This window comes from Nocardiopsis nanhaiensis, assembly GCF_054778635.1.
In genome coordinates, this window is record NZ_BAAGZJ010000200.1 from 1 (window position 1) to 777 (window position 777).

The 777-nt window shown below is 67.6% G+C and carries 2 protein-coding genes; both read right to left on the minus strand.

Features of this window, described 5'->3' with window-relative positions:
• The coding region (locus ACYVD1_RS34765; RefSeq protein WP_460778724.1) for a hypothetical protein at positions 1-181 on the minus strand (181 nt) is incomplete at its 3' end.
• Positions 178-777 (minus strand): TraG/VirB4 family ATPase (locus ACYVD1_RS34770; protein ID WP_460778725.1); only part of this gene is annotated, 600 nt, incomplete at its 5' end. The genes ACYVD1_RS34770 and ACYVD1_RS34765, both read right to left, overlap by 4 nt.

A 777-nucleotide genomic window follows, 5' to 3' on the forward strand; every position in this document is an offset into this window, starting at 1 on the left:
GCACCTCGATGAGGCGGGCGTTGCGGGACCAGGCCACATGGCGCAGAAGGACCAGCACCCGGCCAAGGGCCAGCACCGCGGCCCCCAGCGGCACGACCCACCACCACGGGGTCACGATGGGGGCGGCCAGGGCGAGCAGGGTGGTGATGACGGACCAGATCTCGGCCAAGGACTCCTTCACAGCAGATCCTCCCCGTCCTCGACCTCCAGGTCGGTGAAGGGGTCTGCCTCGCCCGCAGCGGCGAGTTCGGCTGGATTCGTTGTGACGAGCTGGTGTTCGGCTTCGCTGGCCACCACGCGAAAGGCCACCCTCAAATCGCTTCCTGCGCACAAGAGCGCATCGCCAGGGGAGGCGGCGAGTAGGTAGTGCTGTTCGCCCTCGGAGAGATTGAAGGCCGCCGCGACTTCGTCGATGGCCTGCGGAGCTTGGCGCATGAGGATCTGCGTGCTCGCGTTGGCGATGATGGCCTTGCCCAACTCGGAGCCGAGCACGTCCGCGGCGTCTTGGGTCGCCAGCTTGAACGCCGTCCACCTCTTCCGGGCGGCCTTGGCGAGCCGGAACATGAAATTGGCGCCTTCGGGTTCGGACATGAGCATCCACGCTTCGTCCACCAGCACCATGCGCGGGTGGTCGGGGTTGGGGGTGTCGGCCACGGTGCGCCAGATCGAATCCAGCGCTAGCAGCGTGCCGACGGCTTTGAGTTCGTCGGGCAGCTGGCGCAGGCTCCACGAGATGAGGTGCCCGGTCGGTCTGTGGGTGGTGGGGGCGCGGAAGAG